This window comes from Massilia sp. ZL223 (assembly GCF_018119395.1).
Classification (GTDB): domain Bacteria; phylum Pseudomonadota; class Gammaproteobacteria; order Burkholderiales; family Burkholderiaceae_D; genus Telluria.
In genome coordinates this window covers 1-14,039 of record NZ_JAGPWD010000063.1, presented here as the reverse complement: position 1 = coordinate 14,039, position 14,039 = coordinate 1, and the positions used below count along the sequence as shown (strand labels likewise).

General features: G+C 63.8%; 15 protein-coding genes. 1 reads left to right on the top strand and 14 read right to left on the bottom strand.

What is annotated here, in order from left to right; genetic code table 11:
- Positions 1 to 2 precede the first annotated feature (2 nt).
- The 10 genes from KBW95_RS23765 to rpsP form a co-directional block, all read right to left on the bottom strand.
- Positions 3 to 794: an SDR family oxidoreductase gene (locus KBW95_RS23765; protein ID WP_211527031.1), complete on the bottom strand. Its 792-nt coding sequence runs from the start codon at positions 792 to 794 to the stop codon at positions 3 to 5.
- 129 nt (positions 795 to 923) lie between these two features.
- Positions 924 to 3,644: a pitrilysin family protein gene (locus tag KBW95_RS23760; RefSeq protein WP_211529497.1), complete on the bottom strand. Its 2,721-nt coding sequence runs from the start codon at positions 3,642 to 3,644 to the stop codon at positions 924 to 926.
- A 121-nt stretch (positions 3,645 to 3,765) separates the two neighbouring features.
- Positions 3,766 to 4,215 carry a CBS domain-containing protein gene (locus tag KBW95_RS23755; RefSeq protein ID WP_211529496.1) on the bottom strand — a complete coding sequence of 150 codons (450 nt, stop codon included), beginning with the start codon at positions 4,213 to 4,215 and terminating at the stop codon, positions 3,766 to 3,768.
- Between the two features lie 96 nt (positions 4,216 to 4,311).
- Positions 4,312 to 4,665 carry a DUF3579 domain-containing protein gene (locus KBW95_RS23750; RefSeq protein WP_211527028.1) on the bottom strand — a complete coding sequence of 118 codons (354 nt, stop codon included), beginning with the start codon at positions 4,663 to 4,665 and terminating at the stop codon, positions 4,312 to 4,314.
- 105 nt (positions 4,666 to 4,770) lie between these two features.
- Positions 4,771 to 5,730 (bottom strand): CobD/CbiB family protein, encoded by a 960-nt coding sequence (locus KBW95_RS23745; RefSeq protein ID WP_211529495.1) that lies wholly within the window; start codon positions 5,728 to 5,730, stop codon positions 4,771 to 4,773.
- Between the two features lie 90 nt (positions 5,731 to 5,820).
- Positions 5,821 to 6,498: a CoA pyrophosphatase gene (locus tag KBW95_RS23740; protein WP_211529494.1), complete on the bottom strand. Its 678-nt coding sequence runs from the start codon at positions 6,496 to 6,498 to the stop codon at positions 5,821 to 5,823.
- Between the two features lie 96 nt (positions 6,499 to 6,594).
- Entirely contained in the window at positions 6,595 to 6,981 is a 387-nt protein-coding gene (gene rplS / locus KBW95_RS23735; protein ID WP_211527025.1) for a 50S ribosomal protein L19, read from the bottom strand.
- Positions 6,982 to 7,103: 122 nt separating this feature from the next.
- Positions 7,104 to 7,865: a tRNA (guanosine(37)-N1)-methyltransferase TrmD gene (trmD, locus tag KBW95_RS23730; protein ID WP_211529493.1), complete on the bottom strand. Its 762-nt coding sequence runs from the start codon at positions 7,863 to 7,865 to the stop codon at positions 7,104 to 7,106.
- Positions 7,866 to 7,891: 26 nt separating this feature from the next.
- Positions 7,892 to 8,422, bottom strand: coding sequence for a ribosome maturation factor RimM (gene rimM / locus KBW95_RS23725; RefSeq protein ID WP_211529499.1), 531 nt, complete (start codon positions 8,420 to 8,422; stop codon positions 7,892 to 7,894).
- A gap of 49 nt (positions 8,423 to 8,471) precedes the next feature.
- Positions 8,472 to 8,720 carry a 30S ribosomal protein S16 gene (rpsP, locus tag KBW95_RS23720; RefSeq protein ID WP_123071958.1) on the bottom strand — a complete coding sequence of 83 codons (249 nt, stop codon included), beginning with the start codon at positions 8,718 to 8,720 and terminating at the stop codon, positions 8,472 to 8,474.
- A 200-nt stretch (positions 8,721 to 8,920) separates the two neighbouring features.
- Here rpsP and KBW95_RS23715 point away from each other — a divergent pair, with 200 nt between their 5' ends.
- A complete protein-coding gene (locus KBW95_RS23715) occupies positions 8,921 to 9,364 on the top strand; it encodes an NINE protein (RefSeq protein ID WP_229429982.1) in 444 nt (147 codons plus the stop codon).
- 171 nt (positions 9,365 to 9,535) lie between these two features.
- On the opposite strand, the gene KBW95_RS23710 is transcribed toward KBW95_RS23715, so the two are convergent.
- The 4 genes from KBW95_RS23710 to KBW95_RS23695 all read right to left on the bottom strand — a co-directional run bounded on the left by KBW95_RS23710 (position 9,536) and on the right by KBW95_RS23695 (position 13,665).
- On the bottom strand, positions 9,536 to 11,323 hold the full coding sequence (locus KBW95_RS23710; protein ID WP_211529492.1) for an acyl-CoA dehydrogenase: 1,788 nt from the start codon (positions 11,321 to 11,323) through the stop codon (positions 9,536 to 9,538).
- Positions 11,324 to 11,533: 210 nt separating this feature from the next.
- On the bottom strand, positions 11,534 to 12,463 hold the full coding sequence (locus tag KBW95_RS23705; RefSeq protein WP_211529491.1) for an electron transfer flavoprotein subunit alpha/FixB family protein: 930 nt from the start codon (positions 12,461 to 12,463) through the stop codon (positions 11,534 to 11,536).
- 31 nt (positions 12,464 to 12,494) lie between these two features.
- Positions 12,495 to 13,244, bottom strand: coding sequence for an electron transfer flavoprotein subunit beta/FixA family protein (locus KBW95_RS23700; RefSeq protein ID WP_211529490.1), 750 nt, complete (start codon positions 13,242 to 13,244; stop codon positions 12,495 to 12,497).
- 193 nt (positions 13,245 to 13,437) lie between these two features.
- Complete coding sequence (locus KBW95_RS23695) at positions 13,438 to 13,665, bottom strand: sulfurtransferase TusA family protein (protein WP_211527032.1); 228 nt, start codon at positions 13,663 to 13,665, stop codon at positions 13,438 to 13,440.
- Positions 13,666 to 14,039: the final 374 nt, after the last annotated feature.

Here is a 14,039-nt window from a genome sequence, read left to right as displayed (position 1 = left end):
GCTCAAACCGCCGTAAGCCCGCCATCCACCACCAGCTCGTGCCCATTGACATACGACGCCTGGTCTGAACACAGCCACAACGCCGCATTCGCGATCTCCGCCGCTTCCGCATAGCGCCCCAAGGGCTGCGCCGCCTTCAGCTTCTTCTCGAACACCGGATCGCGCTCGATCGCGCGCGCCAGCATCGGCGTCTTCACCGCGGCCGGGCACAGCGCGTTCACGCGGATGCCTTCGCGCGCATACTCGGCCGCCGCGCTCTTGGTCAGGCCCACGACGGCATGCTTGGACGCGCCGTAGATCGCGCGGCTGGGCGAACCCACCAGGCCGGACACCGACGCCATGTTGACGATCGCCCCGCTGCCCTGCTTCTGCATCTGGCGCAGCTGGTACTTCATGCACAGCCAGACGCCCTTCAGGTTGACGCTCATGATGCGGTCGAACTGCTCGTCGTCGGCTTCCGCCAGCGGCTGGCGCTCCTCGTCCACGGCGGCATTGTTGACCGCGTAGTCCAGGCGGCCGTAATAGTTGATGGTCTTGTCGACCAGCGCCTCGACTTCGTGCGCGCGGGTGACGTTGGATTGCACGAACAAGGCCTTGCCGCCCGATTCGACAATCATCGCGGCGGTCGCGTGGCCGCCTTCGATCGAGGTGTCCGCGACCACCACGCTGGCCCCGGCCCGGCCGAAAGCCAGCGCGATCGCCCGTCCGATCCCGCTTGCCGCGCCGGTAACGAGAACGACCCTGCCGGAAAACGAGATGCCCGCGTCCGGCTGCTGCTTGCTGATGCCCTTCATGATGCTCCCAGTAAAACTGCGCAACGTGTGCTGCCCAAAAGCAACATTCTAACGCAAGCGCATTTTTCCTGTCACAAATGACCACCAAATGTGTTCACATGTGTTGCGAAGCAGACTAGAGGCGGCACTCTAGCGCGGCTTGACCTTGCCCTGGTCGCCCGCGATGAACACCGACAGCCTGGCCGGGTCGATGGCCTTGCGGAAGGCGGCGTTCAGCTGGGGCACCGTGACCGCCATCAGCTTGCGCTCGAGTTCAGCCGACCATTCGAAGGTCTTCTTCTGGTACAGGAAAGCCGTCCAGCCGGCCGCCAGCACGCCGTCGTCCGAGCGGTTCTGCAGGCGCTGCTGCATCAGGCCCGACTTGGCGCCAGCCAGTTCCGCCGCCGTGAAACCCTCCTTGAGCGCCCGCGCCAGCTCGGTGCGCACCGCGGCATCCAGCCTGGCCAGGTTCTGGGGCGCGGCGATGGCGCTGATGGTGAAGCTGCCGGCGCGGTCCATGCTGCCCGCCGCCAGGTCCGAGCCGCCGCCGTAGGACAGGCCGTCCTTCTGGCGGATGCGGTCCATCAGGCGCGACTTCAGGCCGCCCTCGCCGAAGATGTAATTGGCCAGCATCAGCGCCGGATAGTCCGGGTCGTCGATGTTCAGGTCCAGGTTCATGCCGGCGATGTAGAAGCCGTTCTCCTTGTCCGGCGTATCGATGGTCTGCGCCGTAGGCGCCACCTCGACATGGCGGCGCAGGATGGGCGCCGCGTTGGCGGGCGCCTTCCAGCTTCCGAACAGCTGGTCGATGAGCGGCGTGATTTCCTTGGGATCGAAGTCGCCGACGATGGCCATTTCGGCCGGCTGGGCGCCATGGTAGTCGCGGTGGAAGGCCTTCAGCTCGTCCAGGCGCGCGGCCTTGATGTCCTCGATATCTTCCTCCAGCGAATTCGCATGGCGCACGTCGCCGCGCGGGTACGGGTCGCCATGGCGCGCCAGCGCGCGCGCGGCCACGCTTTCCGGTTCGGCGCGGCTGGCTTCCAGGCCCACCAGCGACTGCTGGCGCAGCTGCTCGAATTCGGCTTCGGGGAAGCCCGGCTCCTTCAGCACGTGGGCGGCCAGTTTCAGGGCCTCGGGCAGGTTGGCGCGCGTGGTCTGGAAGTGGGTGGGGCTGCCCGTCATCTTGAGCTTGTCGAAGGCGTCGGCTAGTTGGGCGCGGGTATAGCGCGTGGTGCCGCGCATCAGCATCGCGCTGGTCAGCGCCGGCACCGCGCCCTTGCCGAACATGTTCTTCTCGTCGCCGAAGTGCTGGCGCAGGTCGACCGTCACGGTCTCGCCGCGGTTCTTCTTCGGCAGCAGGGCCAGCTTCACGCCGCCCGCCGTCGTGAGCGTGGTGCGCTTCATGATGTTCTGCTGGCTGGGGTCGAAGTCTTCCGCCACCAGGTTCGACGCGGCCGGCTTGAAGTCCTTCATCACCGCCTCGACCGCGGGCGCGGCCGGCACGATGGCGCGCTGCGGCGCCTCCTCGGGGAGGAAGGTGCCGGTCACGCGGTTGCTGCGCATGAAGTAGTTGCGCGACGCGGCCGCCACCTGTTCCGCACTGACCTTCTGGATGCGCTCGCGGCCCAGGAAGTACAGGCGCCAGTCGCCCAGCGCGATCACTTCGGACAAGGCCACGCCGACCGCCTGCGGATCGTTCAGGCTGCGCTCGATGGTGTTCAGGTAGGAACGGCGCACCCGCTCCATCTCCTCGGCGCTCGGCGGCTTGCCTGCGAATTCCTCGACCGCCTGGGTGAGCGCTTCGCGCACCGGTTCGACCGGCTCGCCCTTCTTGACCACGGCGCCGAAGAACTGCAGGCCGGGCGCATAGCCGGTCTGGCCGAAGCTGAACACCTGGCTGGCCTTGCCCGTCTCGACCAGCAGCTTGTGCAGGCGGCCGTTGGGCACGTCGCCCAGGATCTCGTTAGCGAAGCCGAGGGCGTCGCTCTCCGGATGCAGGTCGGAGGGAATCTTGTAGCCGACGGCGACGATCTGCACGTCGCCCTGGCGGCGCACGGCGAAGCTGCGTTCGCCGTCCTGGGTCGGTTCGACGGTCCAGAACTGCGGCAGGCTGCGCTTGGGCTTGGGGATGGCGCCGAACAGGCGGCTGATGCTGGCCAGGGTCGACGCGGGGTCGAACTTGCCGGCCACCAGCAGCACCGCATTGTCGGGCTGGTACCAAGTCTTGTAGAAGGCGCGCAGGTTGGCGATCCTGACGTTCTCGATGTCGCTGCGGTTGCCGATGGTCGAGCGGCCGTAGGAATGCCAGTCGTAGGCCACGCTCTGCATGCGCTTGAACAGCACGCCGCCCGGAGAGTTCTCGCCGCTCTCGTACTCGTTGCGCACCACGGTCATCTCGGAAGCCAGGTCCTTCTCCGCGATGAAGGAATTGACCATGCGGTCGGCTTCCATCTGCAGCGCCCAGTCGAGGTTGGCCTTCGAGGCCTGGAACACTTCGTAGTAGTTGGTGCGGTCGAGCGAAGTCGTGCCGTTGAACTGCATGCCGCGGTCGGAGAACTGCTGCGTGATATCGCGGTTGTTCTTCGCGCCCTTGAACAGCAGGTGCTCGAGCAGGTGGGCCATGCCGGTCTCGCCGTAGTTCTCGTGGCGCGAGCCGACCAGATAGGTGACGTTGACCGTGATCGTGGGACGCGAGGCGTCCGGGAACAGCAGCACCTTCAGGCCATTCGCCAGGCGGTACTCGGTGATGCCTTCGACCGAAGGGCCGAGGGTCACACCCTTCGGCAACTGGGCGCTCCAGGCGGCCCCGGCCATGACGAAGGCGGCCGCGCCGACCCATACCTGCGCGGCCGGGCCGCGCTTGAAACTCATCCAATCCATACCATCCCTTTATGCAAAGGCGGACGCGCATGGCGCCGCCTGTCACGATTTCCGGGATGGTAACAGAGGGATGAGCCTGTCCGAAGCTAGCAGGTCTGCTATTAAGGCAGTCTTAATGACGCACACGCCGCTCGTGCGCCTGCTGCCAGGAACTGATGCGCGACAGCTCGCCCATTTCCTCGGCCAGGAATTCGAGCAGGTCGTCGGCGCAGACCACGCCGCTCAGCTTGCCCGCCGCGTCGACCACCGGCACGCGCCGGATGCCGCGCAGGCGCATGCGCTCGATCAGCTCGTAGACATCGTCGGATTCGCTGGCCGTGAGCAGGTCGTCGCTCATGATGTCCCCGACCAGGATGCTGGCCGGGTCGAGCCCGGGCGCGATGACGGATACGACGATGTCGCGGTCGGTGACGATGCCGACCGGCGTATTGCTGTCGTCGGCCGCATCGACCACGATCACGTCGCCCACGTGATGCTGGCGCATCAGGAGCGCCGCGCCCTGCACTGTCTCGTCACGGGTGCAGCTGATGGTGTCGCTGGTGCAGATTTCGCCGATATGCATGATGCCCTCCTATCGTTCTCGCGGATACGCTAGGCCAAAACAAAACTGGCGCCTTGATTTTCATCATAGCGCCAGTTGGGAAGATGGGAATGGCTATCAGGCAGCGCCGGGCTTCTTTTCGCCCGGCAGGGGCACGAAGCAGGCGTCGACGACTTGCAGGTCGTTATCCTTGGCGAAGTTGATGACGAAATGGTAAGCCATCGGCTCGATCTTCTGCAGCTGGTGGTTGACCACCACGGCCTTGGTGCCGTTCACCACCGTCGGGTGGACGTAGGGCGAAAACTTCAGGTGGGCGTCCCGTCCGGAAGAGCCGGGGCAAAAGCAGGCCATGACCCCGCACAGGCGCTCCGCCCAGTCGCTCGGGCGGAATTGCCTGCCTTTGTTCGTGATGCCCAGGATAAAAAACTCGCCAGTGAGTTCCTTATCCGTGGTGTGCGATGACTCGGCCATAGTGCTGCTTGCTCAAACAGAAAGTACTGCGTGGATGAGAAGAACCTCAGCTCACTATTATATCTTATAGAAGACTTGGGCACGAGGGCCGCGCGGCACTATCGTTCAGCCGAGCCACACCACGCTGGAAGTGAGGAGCAGGAGGATCATCCATAATATCAGGGCGCGCCACACCAATCCTACCGTGCTTTGGAGGGCCCTGATGTTCGGCTCTTCGCCCGGCAGCACCTCCGCTTCGGCATCGCTCAGGTCCACCGTGGCGGCGTCGGCCGGCAGCAGCTGGGGTGCGTTCTCGTTCGGAGTGCCCAGGCGCACGCCCATGGCGCCGCCGCCGGCGGCCAGGATGATGCCCTTGGCTTCGTCGGCCCAGCGGTTGGCGAAGTTACGCCAGGCATAGATGGCGTCCTCGAAGTTGCCGACGACTGCGAACGCGATCGCGGTCAGGCGCACCGGAATCCAGTCGATCCAGTAGAAGGCCTTGGCGGCGAACTGGCCGAAGGCTTCGTTGCGCATGTGGTCGGGCTCGTTCCAGGCGCGGGACAGGTATTCGGACACGCGGTACATCACTGCGCCGGCCGGGCCCAGCGGCATCAGGAACCAGAAGAACACGCCGAACACATTGCGGTGGGTGGTGATCAGGGCGTTTTCCACCGCCACGCGGGTGATCTCGGTGCTGTCCATGCCGACCGTATCGAGGTGGGTCCACTCCGCCAGCAGGGTGCGCGCGGCGGCCTCGTCGCCCGTGTTCAGGGCCAGCTGGATGTTGGTGAAGTAATGGCTGTAGTGACGGAAGCCCAGGGTCAGGTAGACGATCAGGACGTTCCAGGCGAAGGCCAGGAACACCAGGTTGTAGCGCATGCACAGCCAGTACACCAGGTAGATCGGCACCATCAGGGACGCCATCATCAGGATCCAGCCCATGCGGCCATTGCGCTGCTCGCCCGCATTGAACCAGCTCTCGATACGCATGGCAAAAGCTTTGATGCCAGCGTAGACCTGGTTATCCGCGCGCAGCGGTTTCAGCTGCTCGATCAGCAGCGCGCACAGGATGGAAAAGAATGTCATTCAGGAACCCTTTTTTGTTATTGCAATACAACTGCCCGCTACGATAACGGAGAAGGCCTCCGGAATCAAATAGGGTCCTGTAAGAAAGTTTTACGCGCGGAGGAAGTGGAACAGGTTGCGCAGCATGGCGGCCGTGGCGCCCCAGATGAAGAATTGCTCATATGGCATGGCGTAGAAGCTGCGGCGACCCTGGGTCTGCGGCAGCTCGAGGGTGCGGCGCTGGTGGTTCAGGCCATCCATCAGGAAGGCCAGCGGGACCTCGAACACCTCGGCCACCTCGTTCGGGTCGGCGCTGATCTCGAAAGGCGGCTCGACCAGGGCCACCACCGGCGTGACGCGGTAGGCGCTGATCGTGGTGTGGTCGGGCAGCACGCCGATGATCTCGACGTGGCGGCGGTGCAAACCGATCTCCTCTTCCGTCTCGCGCAGGGCGGTTTCGATGGGCGAGGAATCGAGCTCTTCCGCTCCACCGCCGGGGAAGCTGATCTGGCCGGCGTGGCTGGACAGGTGCTCGGTGCGGCGCGTGAGCAGCACGGTGACGCCTTCGGGACGCATCACGAGCGGGACCAGCACGGCGGCGCGGCGGAGCACCTGGCCGCGCACTGCCAGGGATTCTTCGGAGAATTCAGGGTCCCACGGCAGGGTTTGCGCAAAGCGGGCGCGCAGGGCTGCGGGCGTCAGGCGCCCAGGCGCGACGGGTGCTTCGCCGGCGACGCCGCCGACCGGCATCTGGGTGGGGTCGAATACGAGCTTGACCAAAACGGACATCCTCCTCGGTTGGCAACAAAGATAGCCAACTTCATATCTTGCGCCGAAAAAGAAAAAGGCATCCTTGCGGATGCCTTTTTCAGTACACAGGCGCTATTACTCAGCAGCAGCAGTGGTAGCTGCTTTACGCTGCGGCAGCTTTTCCTTGATACGTGCCGACTTGCCCGAACGCTCACGCAGGTAGTACAGCTTGGCGCGGCGCACGTCACCACGACGCTTCACTTCGATCGAAGCGATCAGCGGCGAGTACAGCTGGAAGGTACGCTCGACGCCTTCGCCCGACGAGATCTTGCGAACGATGAAGTTCGAGTTCAGGCCGCGGTTACGACGCGAGATGACGACGCCTTCGTATGCCTGGGCGCGCTTGCGGTTGCCTTCGACGACGTTGACGCTGACGATCACGGTGTCGCCTGGTGCGAAATCAGGGATGTTGCGGCCGAGGCGCGCAATCTCTTCTTGCTCGAGTTGCTGGATCAGATCCATTTTTATCACTCCAAAAACCATCTTGCTGGCGCTGCGCTGTTCTTACAAGCCTTGCCCAGTAGAGGATGGGGTTGAACAAACGGGCAACATGCCCGCCGTTACATGCACACAAAGGTACATTCTTACTCGGCAGGTTTGCTTAAACCTGCCAGAAACTGTTCATCGGCCTTGGTCAGCCGGCCGGCGGCGCGCGCCTGGTCCAGCAATTCGGGCCGTTTTTTCCATGTCGCTTCCAGCATGCGCTGGCGGCGCCACTTCATGATCTCGGCGTGATTGCCGCCCATCAGGACAGGAGGCACCGCTTCGCCTTCGTACACTTCCGGCCGCGTGTAATGCGGCGAATCGAGCAGGCCGTTGACGAAGCTGTCTTCGACCGCCGAGGCATCGTCGCCCAGCACGCCGGGGATGAACCGGACTACCGCATCCATCAGGGCCATCGCCGGCAGTTCGCCGCCGGACAGCACGAAGTCGCCGAGGGAGATCTCCTCGTCGACGCAGCGGTCCAGCAAACGCTGGTCCACCGCCTCGTAGCGGCCGCACAGGATGACGAGACCGGGCTCGTCCTTCAGTGCCATCACGCGTTCGTGGGTCAGCGGCTTGCCTTGCGGCGACATGAAGACCACACGGGGCGCCGGCAGGCCCATGTCGACCTGTCTTTGCTTGGCCGCATTGATCGCGGCTTCGAGCGGTTTCGCCAGCATCACCATGCCGGGGCCGCCGCCATAGGGGCGGTCATCCACGGTGCGGTGACGGTCCTGCGTGAAATCGCGCGGATTCCAGATCTTCAGGGCCCAGCGTTGCTGCTCGAAGGCGCGGCGGGTGACTCCCGACTGCGTCAATGCGGCGAACATTTCTGGAAACAAGCTCACGACGTCAAACTGCATCGGATCTCGCTCCGGTTGGATGAGGCTTAATAATCCAGGCCCCAGTCCAGGGTAATCAGCTTGCCCTCGAGGTTGACGGTCTTGACGAACTGGTCCACGAACGGCACGAGGCGATCCTCTACTTTCGCAGTTGGATCACCTTCGCTGACCGGCGTGATGCGCAAAATGGATTGCGCGCCGTTGTGCATCATGTCGGTCACCTTGCCCAGGGCTTCGCCCTGCAGGTTGACCACATCCAGGCCGATCAGATCGGTCCAGTAATACTCGTCGTTGTCGAGTGCAGGAAAGTCCTTGCGCGACACCTGAATCGTGGCGCCCTTGAGCGCCTCGGCTTCGTTGCGGTCGCGCATGCCGACCAGGGTGGCAACCACGTCGCCACTATGGAACTTCGCGGTCCGCACGGAGACGGGCCGCAGGGTCGGCTTGTCGAGCCACCAGGTTTTGACGTTCAGCAGCGCATCTGCGTCCATCGAGTGCGGGGTAATGCGGATTCCGCCTACCAGCCCGTACGCGCCGGACACATAGCCAACCTGGATCAGGTCGTCGGGGATTTGCACCCCGGATGCTGCCGAATCGGTCAAACCTAAGACTCTTGCTACTGCTTAATTAAGCAGCCGGCTTCTGCTGGGCGACCAGGCGAGCGACGGTCGGCGACAGTTGTGCGCCAACGCCTTGCCAGTGAGCCAGACGGTCAGCAGCGATACGCAGGCCGACTTCGGCGCCCGAAGCCATCGGGTTGTAGAAGCCGATGCGCTCGATGAAACGACCATCGCGACGGTTGCGCGAGTCGGTTGCAACGATGTTGAAGAACGGACGCTTTTTAGCGCCACCACGAGCCAAACGAATAACGACCATAATAATTCCGAAAAAGTGAGCTGGACGGAGAAAGTCGACGATTATAGCGCGCGACGACTCCCAGCAGCAAGTGTTAACGACAACCCGGCGCGCAGTCCCGGCCGAATCAAACATTATCGCCTATTTTTAGCCACACCGCCACCAAGCCTCTCGCCTCTTCCGGCAAAAGCGTGCCATTTTGGCCAATTTGGACGATACTCTTGGCTTTCCTGAACGATTGGCAACTATTCATGGCTGTGGCGCACAAGAACAAGACATTGACCGTTTTCCTGGCTCTCGTGCTGGGCTGGCTGGGGGCTCACCGCCTTTACCTCAAGGGCAGCGCCGATCGGCTGGGGCTGCTGCATGTGTGCAGCCTGTTCGTGACCGGGATCTTGTATGGGGCGGTGAAGCCGCATCCCTTCTACATCGTGCTGCCGCTGCTGGTGTCGCTCATCGCGGCCTGCATCGAGGCGCTGGTGCTGGGCTTGATACCGGATGAGAAGTGGGATGCGGCGTACAACGGCGGCAGCGGGAAGGCGTCGCGGTCGAACTGGCTGCTGCCGCTGTTGCTGGTGCTGGTGATGACGGTGGGGGCGATTGTGCTGATTGGGACGATTGCGCGTCTGTTTGATCTGCTTTATACGGGTGGGGCGTACGGCTAACGCTGTGCGGATAAACTTAGGTTCCCGCCTTCGCGGGAACGACGATTTTAAAGCCATTAGCCATAAGACCGTCGTTCCCGCGCAGGCGGGGACCCAAGTTTGCTTGAACAGCCACACACCCAACAAAAAAAGCGCCCGCAGGCGCTTTTTTTTATCGCTCACAAGAAGCGCTTAGAACTGCTCCACATCCAGCGCCAGCACCCCCGCCGCGCCTTCCACGATCGCCGTACGCAGGCCACCCGCACCCGACAGCACGTGATCCGCAAAGAAGCGCGCCGTCGCGATCTTGGCCTTGAAGAACGCAGCATCGCCCTCGCCGCCCTGCAGCTTCTGGTGCGCCACCAGCGCCGCGCGGCCCATCTGCCAGCCGCCCAGCACGATGCCGGCCAGCTTCAGGTACAGCACGCTGCCCGCGAACACCGCGCGCACATCCGACTTGGCATTCGCCACCACGTAGTCCACCACCTGCTCCAGCGCGTCCGCGCCTTCCACCAGGCGGCGCGACACGCTAGCGAGGTCGCCCTGCACTTCCGCCAGCTGGGCAGCCGTCGCGCGCACCTGGGCGATCAGGCCCTTGGCCACGGCGCCACCGTCGCGCACGGTCTTGCGGCCCACCAGGTCGTTGGCCTGGATCGCGGTGGTGCCTTCGTAGATGGTCAGGATCTTCGAATCGCGGTAGTGCTGGGCCGCGCCGGTCTCCTCGATGAAGCCCATGCCGCCGTGCACCTGCACGCCGTCGCGGGTGACGTTCTCGCTCATCTCGGTCGACCAGCCCTTGATGATCGGGACCAGGTACTCGTACACGGCCAGGTTGGCCTTGCGGGTCGCGTCATCGGCGTGGTGATGGGCGATGTCCGACAGGCCCGCGCCGACGTAGGCCAGCGCGCGCGCCGCCTCGATCTGCGAGCGCATCGACATCAGCATGCGGCGCACGTCCGGGTGGTTGATGATGGCCACCGGGCCCGGCGAGCCGGCCACTTCGCGCGACTGCACGCGGTCCTTGGCGAAGCTGACTGCCTGCTGGTAGGCGCGCTCGGCGACGCTGACGCCCTGGATGCCGACGCCGAAGCGGGCCGCGTTCATCATGATGAACATGTATTCCAGGCCGCGGTTCTCTTCGCCCACCAGGGTGCCGATGGCGCCGCCGTGGTCGCCGAACTGCAGCACGGCGGTCGGGCTGGCCTTGATGCCCAGCTTGTGCTCGATCGAGACGCAGTGCGCGTCGTTGCGCGCGCCCAGCGAGCCGTCGGCGTTGACCAGGAACTTCGGCACGACGAACAGCGAGATGCCCTTCACGCCCGCCGGTGCATCCGGGGTACGCGCCAGCACCAGGTGGATGATGTTCTCCGCCATGTCGTGCTCGCCGTAGGTGATGAAGATCTTGGTGCCGAAGATCTTGTAGGTGCCGTCGCCCTGCGGCTCGGCGCGGGTGCGCACGGCGGCCAGGTCGGAACCGGCCTGCGGCTCGGTCAGGTTCATGGTGCCGGTCCACTTGCCGCTGATGAGCGGCTCGAGGAACAGCGCCTTCTGCGCGTCGGAGCCCGCGGTCAGCAGCGCCTCGATGGCGCCGTCGCTCAGCATCGGCGCCAGCGCGAACGACAGGTTGGCCGCGTGGAGCATTTCCATGCACGGGGTGGCCACCAGCTTGGGCAGGCCCTGACCGCCGAATTCGGACGGGTGCTGCACGCCCTGCCAGCCGCCTTCGACGAAGGCGCGGAAGGCTTCCTTGAAGCCCTTCGAGGTGGTGACGCTGCCATCTTTCCAGAAGCTCGGCTCTTTGTCACCAGAGTGGTTCAGCGGGGCGACGACTTCGCCGCAGAATTTCGCGCTCTCTTCCAGGACCGCGCCGACGGTGTCGGCGGTCGCGTCCTCGCAGCCGGGCAGCTGGTTGATCTGTTCCAGGTTCGCCAGTTCGTTCAGGACGAACTGCATGTCTTTCAGCGGGGCTTGGTAGCTCACCTTTGTCTCCTAGTCTGGTGCCGCGCGCAGATCGCGCGCGCAAAAAAAATCGTCGTTCCGGCGCAGGCCGGAACCTAAGTTTATGTGCGCCCCAGCTAGCGTTGAACGCCGGCGGTACGCATCGAACTTGGGTTCCGGCCTGCGCCGGAACGACGGATATGCAGATGTCGGCGGCGAGAGCTGAACATGACGCTCACCGCCGCGCGGGAATTAACCCAGTTCCTTGACCAGCTGCGGCACGACCTCGAACAGGTCGCCCACCAGGCCGTAGTCGGCCACCGAGAAGATCGGGGCTTCCGGATCCTTGTTGATCGCGACGATGGTCTTCGAGTCCTTCATGCCGGCCAGGTGCTGGATCGCGCCCGAGATGCCGACGGCGATGTACAGGGTCGGCGCGACGATCTTGCCGGTCTGGCCAACCTGCCAGTCGTTCGGCACGAAGCCCGCGTCCACGGCTGCGCGCGATGCGCCCATGGCGGCGCCCAGCTTGTCGGCCAGCGGTTCCAGGATCTTGAAGTTCTCTGCCGAGCCGATGCCGCGGCCGCCCGAGACGATGATCTTCGCCGCGGTCAGTTCCGGACGGTCCGACTTGGCCAGCTCGCGGCCCACAAAAGAAGACTTGCCCGAATCGCCCACGGCGGCGATCTGCTCGACGGCAGCCGAGCCGCCCGCGCCTGCGGCGTCGAAGGCGGTGCCGCGCACGGTGATGACCTTGACCTTGTCGCTGGATTGCACGGTGGCGATGGCGTTACCGGCGTAGATCGGACGCTCGAAGGTATCCGGCGAATCGACCTTGGTGATTTCCGAGATCTGGGCCACGTCCAGCTTGGCGGCCACGCGCGGCAGGATGTTCTTGCCGTAGGCGGTAGCCGGAGCCAGGATGTGCGAGTAGTTGCCGGCGACAGCCAGCACCTGCTCGGCGACGTTCTCGGCCAGGCCGTCGGCGAAGTGCAGCGCGTCGGCGACCAGCACCTTGGCGACGCCGGCGATCTGCGCGGCGGCTTCGGCGGCGGCGCCGCAGTTCGAGCCGGCGACCAGGATGTGGACGTCGCCGCCGCACTGGGCGGCCGCGGTGACGGTGTGGTGGGTAGCGCCCTTCAGGGAGCCGTTGTCGTGTTCAGCAATAACGAGTGCGACCATGATGATTCCTATGAATTTTTTAGACGGCCGATTAGATGACTTTGGCTTCGGTGCGCAGCTTCTGCACCAGGGTCGCCACGTCCGGCACCTTGACGCCAGCCGAGCGCTTGGCCGGCTCGACCACTTTCAGGGTCTTCAGGCGCGGGGTCACGTCGACACCCAGGTCTTCCGGCTTGATGGTCTCGAGCGGCTTCTTCTTGGCCTTCATGATGTTCGGCAGCGTCACGTAGCGCGGCTCGTTCAGGCGCAGGTCGGTGGTGACGATGGCCGGCAGGCTCAGGGCCACGGTTTCCAGGCCGCCGTCGACTTCACGGGTCACGGTGACCTTGCCATCTTCCAGCACCACTTTCGATGCGAAGGTGGCTTGCGGCCAGCCCAGCAGCGAAGCCAGCATCTGGCCGGTCTGGTTCGAGTCGTCGTCGATCGCCTGCTTGCCCAGGATGATCAGCTGCGGCTGTTCCTTGTCGGCCAGCGCCTTCATGATCTTGGCCACTGCCAGCGGCTCGGTCTCGACATTGGTCTCGACCAGGATGCCTCGGTCGGCGCCGATCGCCATGCCGGTACGCAGGGTTTCCTGGCACTGGGCCACACCGACCGACACCGCCACCACTTCGGTGACCTTGCCGGATTCCTTCAGGCGCGTGGCTTCTTCCAGCGCGATCTCGTCGAACGGATTCATCGACATCTTGACGTTGGCGATATCCACGCCGCTGCCGTCGGATTTGACGCGGACCTTGACGTTGTAGTCGACCACGCGTTTGACGGGTACCAGGACTTTCATAGGGTGCCTTTAGAAAAATGGAATGGGTGACAGTCTGAAATGGCCTAGATTATAAGAGAAATTCAGGCTTCCAACTAAATTAAAGCACGATCGTGCGTTTTTTGGCTAGAGGTTTTCAACTAAAAAACGCAAGAAATCAAAGGGTGGAGCAACAGGACGGCCTGGGAAGGCGGCCGTCCCGCGTGGATGGCGCTTATTTGCGGCGCATCAGGAAGGTGAACTCGCCGTTCTCGGCGGTGTGGGCCAGCAGCGCGTTGCCCGTTTGCTTGGCGAAAGCCTGGAAGTCGCGCACGGAGCCGGTGTCGGTGGCCACGATGCGCAACACCTGGCCGCTCTCCATCTCGGCAAGCGCTTTCTTCGCTTTGAGGATGGGCAGTGGACAGTTCAGTCCGCGCGCATCCAGGTCTCTCTGGAATTCCATGGTATCGGTGTCGATAGTGGTGTCGCTCATCGCTTGCCTGCTTTGTTAGGTGGTCCAACTGAGTCGCATACTACTCCAATTCGCGCAGTATGACGCAGCGCACCAAAATAGTCACACACTGTTGCAAGAGTGCAACCAAATGTGAAATATAACATGACATTTCAGCTAGATACAGAAACATCTGTTATGGACAAGCACCGGCGTGGTGCGCCTGCAGCGTAGATGCGGTCCATTCTGGCGCGCTGCAAGCCGTGTGGGAAGCTCCAAGAATACGTAGGTGGAAGGGCAAGCTTGACGTAACGCTCACCTGTGGCCCGCGCCCCCAAACCCCCGGGGGGGGGGGGGGGGGGGCCCGCGGGGGCCGCGGGGGGGGG